The sequence below is a fragment of the Dietzia sp. DQ12-76 genome (genome assembly GCF_014145045.1).
Lineage (GTDB): Bacteria > Actinomycetota > Actinomycetes > Mycobacteriales > Mycobacteriaceae > Dietzia.
This window is the reverse complement of sequence record NZ_JAALDV010000266.1, coordinates 1-6,413: the sequence shown is the minus strand read 5'-3', so window position 1 is coordinate 6,413 and position 6,413 is coordinate 1. Positions and strand designations below refer to the sequence as shown.

Below are 6,413 nucleotides of genomic sequence, written 5' to 3'. Positions count from 1 at the left end.
CCCGCCCCGAGCACGACCGCCCGGCGCCCGTCGAGACGACGCGACGGCGACCCGGTCGCCGCGGGAGCGGTCCCGGCGGTGTCCACCTCGGCGAGGATCTCCGCGGCGCGGTCGAGCGCCACCGACACCACCGAGGACCCGGCCGAGTCGATTCCCGTCTCGGTGTGGACTCGTTTGCCCACGTGGAGGGCCTGCTGAGCGAGTCGGTGCAAGGTCGTGCCCGCCGCGCCGATATCGGACGCGGACTGGTAGGCGGTACGGATCTGCCCGATGATCTGCTGCTCGCCCACCACCATCGAGTCCAGGCCCGACGCCACCGAGAACAGATGCTCGGCCGCCGACTCCGAGTAGCGGACGTAGAGGTGGCGGCTGAGTTCCTCGGCCGAGAGGCCCGAGTGCCGCGACAGCAGATCCACCACGTCGTCGAGCGCCGGGTGGAACGCCTCCACCGCCGCGTAGACCTCGACGCGGTTACACGTGGTGACGATCATCGCCTCGTCGACGTGGCGGCCACTGATCAGGCTCTCGGTGAGGGCGTCGCGGTCGGCTTCCGCGACCGCGACCGACTCCAACAGGGTGACCGGGGCGCTGTGATGGGACAGACCCACCAGGAGAATGCTCACGACCGACCCCCGGACGCGAGTGCCGTTGGCACCCATGCCAGAATGGACACCGTCGCGTCAACTCGGGGCACATCGACTCGGGACACCGTCAACCGCGGGACGACACTGAACGCACAGCCGGAACAGTGGTCCACAGTCGGTCGTCTCCTGTCGGTCTGCACGGCTGTACGCAGGACGATTCCCCATGGGAACCCCTGCCGGGACGGCCGTGGCCTGGGCCTGCGTTCGACCCGCAACGGACTCCACCGTAACCCGCTTGGCACCCCGGGACAAAACCGTCGCCGGGGCGGATGCTATGCCCGGGTGACGCCGTGCGGCCACCATGAGCGACGCGGCCCCTCGGCCGCTCTGGCCCATGTCGCGGCACGCGCGGCCACCCCACCGCCGGGGACGCGGAGGCGACGTACGGTCAAGCGGTGCCGCCTCGCCGCAGGTCCCCCGCGACCCCGTCCTCCACCACCGCGTCCCCGTCGAGACGTGGGTCCGGGCGGGCGTCCCGCGCCAGGTACGCGAAGCGACGGCAGCGACGCCTCTCGCGCGTCGACAACGACCTCACCGCGTCGCAGTGGGCCGACCTCCTCCACGCGTGGGCCGGATGCGCCTACTGCCGTTCGCCGGGCCCGGCCCTTCAGCGCGACTGCGTCATGCCCGTGTCGCGAGGCGGTCGCTACACGCTGGAGAACGTGGTCCCCGCGTGCGCCTCCTGCAACGCGAGCAAGCACAACAGCGAGGTCACCGGGTGGCTGCGGCGCAAGAAACTCGACGAGCGCACGTTCCTGGTCCGGCACGCGACGATCCTGCGGGCCCTGCGAGCCGACGAGTAGCGCGAGCCCGGTGGGCGAGGGTTCAGTCCCAGCCACCAAACGGCTCGGGGCCGGCGAGGTCGGCGCTCAGCTCGTCGTCGTCGACCTCCCAACACGAGTGCTCCGCACCGTCCACCAGGACCACGGGCAGGCGGTCCCCGTACTCCACCGCGAGCTCGGGATCGGCGGCACGGTCCACGTCCACCACCTCGAGCCGGGCGCGCGCGCGGGCGCACAGCGGCAGCAGCTGGCCGTGGACGCGGACGCAGCTTCCGCAGCCCTCGCGGGTAAGCAGGGTCACCGTGTGCACCATGCACTGATAGTGCCCGACCCCCTCCGGGCTCCCCTAGGATGGGGTCCCACCCCCACTAGGAGGTCCACCCGGTGAACGACCACACCGACGCCGCCGATGACTCAGACCCGGCCTCGAATCCGGACCCGGCGTCGGATTCAGACCCCATCGTGGAGTCGGACCCGGACCCGGACGCAGGTGGCACCCGTCTCCGGCTTCCCGGGCGGGCGGACGTCACCAGTGCCATCGGCCGACTGATCTGGCGCCGTCGCAACCACCGTGACCAGCGCGTCGCCGGCGAGGCCTCGGCCAGGAACGCGGTCAAGCTCGAACCCGGGGCCGAGCCGGGCCCACCGCTCGCCGACGCCACCGCCGAGGATCTCGACGACCACGCCGCGACGCAGTTCGTCCCCGACCCGCAGGCGGCGGCGTTCTTCGACGTGGACAACACCCTCATCCAGGGCGCCTCGATCATCCTGCTCGCCCGCGGGTTGGCCAAGCACAAGTTCTTCACCGCGCAGGACGTGGCGTCGATGGCGTGGTCGCAGGTCAAGTTCCGGGTCTCCGGGAAGGAGAACGCCGAGGATGTGGCGGCGGGCCGCGAGAAGGCCCTGAACTTCGTCAAGGGTCACACCGTCGCAGAGCTGACCGCGCTGAGCGAGGAGGTCGTGGACACCTCGATGCTCGACCGCGTCTGGCCCGGCACCCGCTCGCTGGTCCAGATGCACCTCGACGCCGGTCAGCAGGTCTGGTTGGTCACCGCGACGCCGGTCATGCTCGCGCGGGTGATCGCGTCGCGGCTCGGACTCTCGGGTGCGCTGGGCACGGTGGCCGAGGAGGAGGACGGCGTGTACACGGGCCGGTTGGTGGGCGACATCCTGCACGGGCCCGGCAAGGCGCACGCCATCTCCACCCTCGCCGAGGCCGAGGGCTTCGACCTGTCCAAGTGCTACGCGTACTCGGACAGCTTCAACGACATGCCCATGCTCACGATGGTCGGCCACCCGGTGGCCATCAACCCTGACGGGCGGCTCCGCAAGTACGCCTCGGAGAACGGCTGGGACATCAAGGATTTCCGCACCGTGCGCAAGGCCGCCAAGAAGGCGGTCCCGGGTGTGCTCGCGGTGGGCGGGCTGGCCGGCGCGCGGGCGGCCGTCAAATCCTCGTACGGCGTGCGCACCATCGACCAGCTCCGACGGATCTTCTGACCCGACCGCCCCCGAACCGCCACCAGACCCGAACCGCCAGCAGACCCCCGCCGGCGAGCGCGGCCGCGCGGCTCAGCCGAAGAAGACGCTCCCGCGACGTGCGAGGTTGCGGAACAGGGTGTTCTGGATGGTCTCGCGGACCTGGTCGGTGATCTCGAAGACGATCATCGGGTCGTCGCCGGCGTCCGGCCCGAGGTGGGAGGTCTCGATGGGTTCGCCGAACTCGATGGTCCACTTGGTGGGCAGCGGGATCCCACCGAGGGGGCCGAGCAGGGGGAACGTCGGTGTGATGGGCAGGTACGGGACCCCCAGCAGGCGCGCCAGCGGGGAGAACTCGCCGATCTTGGGGTATATCTCCTCCGACCCGACGACCGAGCACGGGATGATCGGCGCGCCGGCGTCCAATGCGGTGGAGACGAACCCCCCGCGGCCGAAGCGCTGCAGCCGGTACCGGTCCGAGAACGGCTTGCCCAGTCCCTTGTAGCCCTCGGGCCACACGGCGACCACGTGTCCGCTCTCGAGCAGACGCTCGGCGTCGGCGGCGCAGGCCAGGGTCGCCCCGGCCCGCCTCGCCAGTGGCGCGGACACGGGAAGCGTCATCGCCAGGTCGGCGGCCAGTAGCCGCAGGGCGCGTCCCGCGTGGTCGTGGACGGCGACGGTGGTCATCATGGCGTCGAGCGGGAGGACGCCGGCGTGGTTGGAGACGATCAGCCCGGCGCCCTCCGCCGGGACGTTCTCGGCGCCGATCACCTCGACCCGGAACCAGTGTTCGAACAGCGGACGCCACATCGGCAGCCACACGTTCTCGTGGAAGTGCTCGTCGAAACCGAACTCGTCGACCTCGTAGCCGCCGGTGAGCCGCGTGGCGATCAGCTCGCCGATCCCGTTGATCGTGTCGACCAACCCCGACAGCGCGCTGACGTCGCCGGTCGCCAGCATCACGTCGACACCCCGCGCGGCCTCGCGGACGGGTCCCATGACCTCGGCGTCGACGGGCAGTGCCTCGATGACCTGGCCGAGGGAGTCCCGCACCGCGGTGAGGAACCGGTCGACGATCCGGCCGATCTCGGTGGCGGCGGCATCACCGGGGGTGGTCTCACCGAGGAAACCTTCACCCACGATGCGGGAACTCCGTGAATCGCGGCGACCCTCCCCCCAGCGGGGCCCACCGAGTGGCTGGCTCAGGTCGAATTCAGGGCCCCTCACAGCGCCTCCTCCTGGATAGCGTCGGCCTCGTGCGCATCGGCCTCGTGCGGGTCGGGCAGCGCCCCGAGTGCCTCGAGCTCGCACAGGGTGGTGTCGACCCCCGAACGGAGCCGGTCGGCCACCGGGGCCGGGAGCAGGGCGGCGACCTTGGCGGTCTGGCGCTCGAGCGAGGCGCGGGTGATCAGTGGCTCCGTCCCGGAGTCCACGAGGTAGGAGTGCAGCGCCTCCTCGGTGGAGTACCTGGGTGTGAAGCCGAACTCCCGGCGCATGCGTGTGGTGTCCACGGCGCGCCCGAAGCGCAGGTACCGCAGCTGGGAGGAACCGATGTCGCGCAGGCCCTGACTGGACAACAGACGCACGGCGAGCTTGAACGTCTGCGGCGGCACCGGCAGCGGGACGTGCCCGGCCCGCCGGATCGCCTGGCTCAGCGTGAGGACCCCGTCTCCGGCGATGTTGAACGTCCCCGGCGCGGCACCCTGGGTGGCGTGCAGGAGCGCGTCGAGTGCGTCCTGCGGGTGCAGCAGCTGGATGCGCGGGTCGTACCCCGCCAAGACGGGGGCGATCGACGGCGCGAGCAGTTCCCCGAACACCGTGGGCTCGGGAAGGCCGAGGATCGCCGGAATCCGCAGGATGGTCACGTCGATGTCCGGCCGCTTACGGGACATGCCCCGGACGTACCCCTCGACCGCCAGGTGGTCCAGGGGGATGCCTCCGCTGGGTTGGCGGCGAGCCGCCATGTCCTCGGTGAACATGGCCGGGTCCACACCCGAGGAGCCGTAGACGGTGGTCGAGGAGATCAGCACGAACCGCTTGACGCTGGCGGCCCGGCCGCAGGCCGCGATCACGTGCATCGAGCCCATGATGTTGGCCTCCTTGACGGCGGCGCGGCCGCCCGGGGCGAAATCGGTGTGGTGAAGCCCGGCGTGGACCACGGTGTCGATGCCGGCGTCCCGCAGGATGCTCTGCAGACGCGGCGACTGGGGGTCGAGCCGGACGAACTCGGCGTCCCGCATCCGGCGGCGGTGCTGCGGCGACGGTTTGACCGAGTCGATCGCCAGCACGCGCTCGACGGTCTCGGTCCGGAGCAGCATCCCCACGAGGTGGGCACCGAGGTACCTGCTCCCGCCCACGACGGCAACCGCCCGGGCGGGCCGACGGGTTGGCGCTTCGGGGTTCACCCAGACCACTGTAGCGGGGGACCCCCGCGTTCCGTTGCCCGGTCCGCGCCCCCGCCCAGCGCTCGCGACGCACCCCGCGCACGGCGCGCCACGCACCCCGCGCACGGTGGCACGCCCACCTCCGGGCGCCTCACCCGACCGGGCCCCGGACACACCGATGCCCGCCACCATCCTGGGTGACGGGCATCTGCTGCAGGTGTGAGTCCGGGCGCTACCGAGGCGCCGCCGGACTCACTTACCGAGCTTGCGACGCTGCACGCGCGTCCGGCGGAGCATCTTGCGGTGCTTCTTCTTGGACATACGCTTGCGGCGCTTCTTGATCACAGAACCCATAACGGGGGTCACCTACCTGTCGACTACTGGTCTGGGGCCTTGCAGCGGGCTTACTGCGTTCCGGCGTCTAAGCGGGCTCGGAAGCCGGTACGGAACCCGTCCAGACTACCCGTAGGCGGGGCCGCGGCGAAAACGGACCCGACGCCAGATCCACCAGCGGGACGCGGGCGTCTCACCCGGCGGAGAAGTACGAGGTGTCCAGGTACTCGTGGACCGCCTTGGAATGCACGCGGAACGACCGCCCCACCCGCACCGCGGGCAACTCCCCTGAGTGGACGAGCCGGTAGACCGTCATCTTGGACACGCGCATCAGCGCTGCCACCTCGGCAACGGTGAGGAACTGGGAACCCCCCGCCGCCTGTGCGCCGCCTTCGGTCTTGTCGGTAGTCGCCATCTCTCAACCCTTCATGGCACGCGTCGTGCCGCAGGCTTCCCCTCCTGCGGTACTGACACGCACGTGCTGAGCATGAGCCTAGCGTGAAGGGTGTGATCAATGCGACGGGAGTGGGCAAATATCTTTGGCGACACGCCGTCCGACCGCAGCCTCACCCGCTCTGAGCAGGGCTTGTGTTAAACGCGGCGTCCCGCCGAGGTGGCTGACATCTCACCTGGCGGGACGGGAGTGGCGGGCGCGTCGGCGGCTCAGTCGTCCCGCTCGTCGTCGTCGGCCTTCTGCGCGGCCAGGGCGAGGTCTCTCGACTTGGTCGCCGACGCCTCCACCGCGTCCGCCACGGCCGACCTCACGCCGCCGGCCTCGAGCCGCCGGATCG

The 6,413-nt window shown here is 70.9% G+C and carries 8 protein-coding genes; 2 read left to right on the top strand and 6 right to left on the bottom strand.

Features of this window, described 5'->3' with window-relative positions; all coding sequences use genetic code 11:
- A partial coding sequence (gene hemA / locus G6019_RS09795; RefSeq protein WP_182612925.1) for a glutamyl-tRNA reductase occupies positions 1 to 623 on the bottom strand: 623 nt, incomplete at its 3' end.
- Positions 624 to 1,039: 416 nt separating this feature from the next.
- On the opposite strand from hemA, the gene G6019_RS09790 reads away from it, so the two are divergent.
- Positions 1,040 to 1,447: an HNH endonuclease gene (locus tag G6019_RS09790; RefSeq protein WP_107757335.1), complete on the top strand. Its 408-nt coding sequence runs from the start codon at positions 1,040 to 1,042 to the stop codon at positions 1,445 to 1,447.
- A gap of 22 nt (positions 1,448 to 1,469) precedes the next feature.
- Here G6019_RS09790 and G6019_RS09785 read toward each other — a convergent pair whose 3' ends face one another.
- On the bottom strand, positions 1,470 to 1,739 hold the full coding sequence (locus G6019_RS09785; RefSeq protein WP_182612924.1) for a glutaredoxin family protein: 270 nt from the start codon (positions 1,737 to 1,739) through the stop codon (positions 1,470 to 1,472).
- Positions 1,740 to 1,810: 71 nt separating this feature from the next.
- Here G6019_RS09785 and G6019_RS09780 point away from each other — a divergent pair, with 71 nt between their 5' ends.
- The gene (locus G6019_RS09780; protein WP_182612923.1) at positions 1,811 to 2,926 is read left to right on the top strand and encodes an HAD family hydrolase; all 1,116 of its coding nucleotides are present in this window, start codon (positions 1,811 to 1,813) and stop codon (positions 2,924 to 2,926) included.
- A gap of 72 nt (positions 2,927 to 2,998) precedes the next feature.
- On the opposite strand, the gene G6019_RS09775 is transcribed toward G6019_RS09780, so the two are convergent.
- The 4 genes from G6019_RS09775 to G6019_RS09760 all read right to left on the bottom strand — a co-directional run bounded on the left by G6019_RS09775 (position 2,999) and on the right by G6019_RS09760 (position 6,037).
- Positions 2,999 to 4,132 carry a lysophospholipid acyltransferase family protein gene (locus G6019_RS09775; RefSeq protein ID WP_182612922.1) on the bottom strand — a complete coding sequence of 378 codons (1,134 nt, stop codon included), beginning with the start codon at positions 4,130 to 4,132 and terminating at the stop codon, positions 2,999 to 3,001.
- Positions 4,129 to 5,310: an NAD-dependent epimerase/dehydratase family protein gene (locus G6019_RS09770; RefSeq protein ID WP_309230205.1), complete on the bottom strand. Its 1,182-nt coding sequence runs from the start codon at positions 5,308 to 5,310 to the stop codon at positions 4,129 to 4,131. Before G6019_RS09770 ends, G6019_RS09775 begins: the two co-directional genes overlap by 4 nt.
- 231 nt (positions 5,311 to 5,541) lie before the next feature.
- Positions 5,542 to 5,643 carry a 30S ribosomal protein bS22 gene (locus G6019_RS09765; protein WP_003855542.1) on the bottom strand — a complete coding sequence of 34 codons (102 nt, stop codon included), beginning with the start codon at positions 5,641 to 5,643 and terminating at the stop codon, positions 5,542 to 5,544.
- A 172-nt stretch (positions 5,644 to 5,815) separates the two neighbouring features.
- Complete coding sequence (locus G6019_RS09760; RefSeq protein WP_017837771.1) at positions 5,816 to 6,037, bottom strand: helix-turn-helix domain-containing protein; 222 nt, start codon at positions 6,035 to 6,037, stop codon at positions 5,816 to 5,818.
- Between the last annotated feature and the right edge of the window lie 376 nt (positions 6,038 to 6,413).